General features: G+C 75.2%; 2 protein-coding genes. Both read right to left on the reverse strand.

Annotated features, from left to right (window positions below):
• Positions 1-159 precede the first annotated feature (159 nt).
• A complete protein-coding gene (locus CA983_RS42795) occupies positions 160-1,200 on the reverse strand; it encodes a hypothetical protein (protein ID WP_244207342.1) in 1,041 nt (346 codons plus the stop codon).
• A 162-nt stretch (positions 1,201-1,362) separates the two neighbouring features.
• On the reverse strand, positions 1,363-2,328 hold the full coding sequence (locus tag CA983_RS42800) for a LysR family transcriptional regulator (RefSeq protein ID WP_086606012.1): 966 nt from the start codon (positions 2,326-2,328) through the stop codon (positions 1,363-1,365).
• Positions 2,329-2,383: the final 55 nt, after the last annotated feature.

The raw sequence follows: 2,383 nt of genomic DNA on the forward strand, positions 1-2,383 counted from the left end.
GTGCGGGGACGGTGCCGGCATGCTCCGCGGCGTCATCGGGTCCCTCCGGTCCAGGGGGACCGGGAACTCGGGGCTTGAGACGGGGCGCCGGAGCGCCCTGTCCCCCCCCGGAACTCCTCTGGAGGGCGGACGCGGCGGGCGCCGCCCTCGCGACCGGATCTAGGCGGCGGGCGGCTGCGCGACGGGTGGCTGCGCGACGGGCGGCTGCGCGACGGGCGGCGTCTCGGGCGGGCCTTCGGCGACCGTGTCGGTGCCGCCGCTGTCGCCGGCGCCCGTGGGCTCGGTCGGCTCTGGCGTGGGCTCGACCGTCGGCGTCGGGTCGGTCGCCGGCGTGGTCGGCGGGTCCGCCGGCTCGGTCGGGGTCGGGTCGGTCACGCCCTTCCCCGGGGCCGGTGTGGTCGGGGTCGCCGTCGGCGAGGGCCCGGCGGTCGCGCCGGAACGGCCCGGGCTCGCGGAGGCCGCGGGTTCGAGGGCGCTGGGGCCGAGTGCAGGTGCCGTGGCCCCATCGGTCGTCGGCGCGCTGCCCGGGGCGGTGGCGCCCGTGTCACCGGCCGGTGCCGACTCCGTGGGCTGCGGCGGGGTGTCGACCTGCCCGGCCGGCCGGCCCTCCTTCTGGCCCGGCACGGGCAGCCAGGGCGCGTTGGAGTTGCCCGACAGCAGCGTGGCGACGATGACGACGGCGTAGACCCCGCAGACCAGGGCGACGGTTATGCCGATCCGGCGGAAGCGGCGGCTGCGACGGCCCGACTCGTCGACGAAGACAGGCCGGTCGCCGGTGCTTTCGGGGCCCGTGCCGGTGCCTTCCTCGACCTGCCGTACGAACCCGTCCCTGAGCTGGACGGCGTCGAGCTGGACGGTGACCTCGTGCGGGTCGTGAGTGTGCCCGGCGAGGGTCCCGGCCCGGACGTGCCCGACCGGGTCGGCGTCCTCCTGCCAGGGGTCGCGGACGGCCGACCGGGTACCGGGACCCGCCGCGAACGAGTCGGCCTCGCCCTCGCTCTGCCGGGGAATGCCGCGCAGTATCTCCGTCAGCTCCGTCCCGGCGGACGGGCGGGCGCCCGTCACCTGGATGTCGCCGCCGGAGAACGCCTGCGTGGCTCTCCGGTCCCGGGCTCTGCCGTCCGCGAGGAGTTCACCGGTCGCCGCTGCGACCTCGGGCCATTCAGGTTGGGCGTCTTCTCGCCACGGTTTCACACGCACGCACTTCCCCCCACGGGATGGTTCAGGTGCGCGTACGACCTGAGCACCCGTCGTCCGGACCGGGTCCCCAACCCGTCCAGAGCGCCCCCCATTACCACACCGTGCTCAGGCGTCGAATGTAGCGCACGCGAAGGATATGTGCGGACCACGTGCGGAATCGTGTCACTGGCGAGACATCATGAGGACATCATCGGTGGCCGGAACCCACCCCCCGGTGGGCCTCCGCAGCCACCCCTCCTCCACCGCGAGCAGCGCCGCCGCCCGTCGCAGCGCGTCGAGCGCGGGATGCGTCAGGCCCTTGCGCCACACCAGCGACACGGGCGAAAGCGGAACGGGATCGACCAGAGGACGTGACACCGTCGCCGGCAGGGCCGGGAACCCCACGACGGCCAGGACCGGGTTGCGCGTACGGGCCATGACCCGCTGGAACTCCTCGTCCCCGACGGCCAGTGGCGCCGGTGGCGCGATCTCGATGCACCGCCCCTCGAACAGCAGCCGCGCGAGGCCGGTCCACTCCGGCGTACGGGGATTGCCGGCGCCCGCGTAGACGGTCTCGCCGGCCAGCTCGGCGAGCGGCACCTCCGCCAGCGCGGCCAGCCGGTGGTCCTCGGGCAGTACGACAGCCATCGGCTCGTACCGCACGGGCTGGTGGTCGAGCCCGGACCGCAGCGCCGGGTCCAGCCCGGCGAACCGTCCGAACGACGCGTCCAGGCGGCCCGCGAGCAACTCCCCGGCGGCCCCGGTCAGGCCGCTCTCGTAGCGGGCCATCAGCTCATGCCCGGGAGCGAGTTCACGCGCCCGGTGCAGCACGCGGCGCGGTGTGACCAGGCCCGGGGAGTTGAGGTCCACGAGCAGGGGCCGGGCCTGGTCGAAGGCGGCGAGCAGTTCCTCCTGCGCCTGGAGCACGCGGCGGGCGTACGGCAGCAGCCGCTCTCCGTCGGGCGTGAGCGTCACCTGCCGGGTGGTCCGCACGAACAACTCGGCGCCCAGCTCCCGCTCCAGCCGCCGCACGTCCCGGCTGAGGGCCTGCTGGGCCGTGTGGAGGCGCACCGCGGCACGGGTGAAGTGCAGCTCCTCGGCGACGGTGACGAAGGCACGCAGGAGTCGGGGGTCGAGGTGGCCGGGCATGCCGTGAACCTACAGCGGCGGGCTGCCCGCCCAGTCCCCCGGCGCCCTCTCAGCC

The sequence above is a fragment of the Streptomyces swartbergensis genome (genome assembly GCF_002148965.1).
In the GTDB taxonomy this organism is placed as follows: Bacteria; Actinomycetota; Actinomycetes; order Streptomycetales; family Streptomycetaceae; genus Streptomyces; species Streptomyces swartbergensis.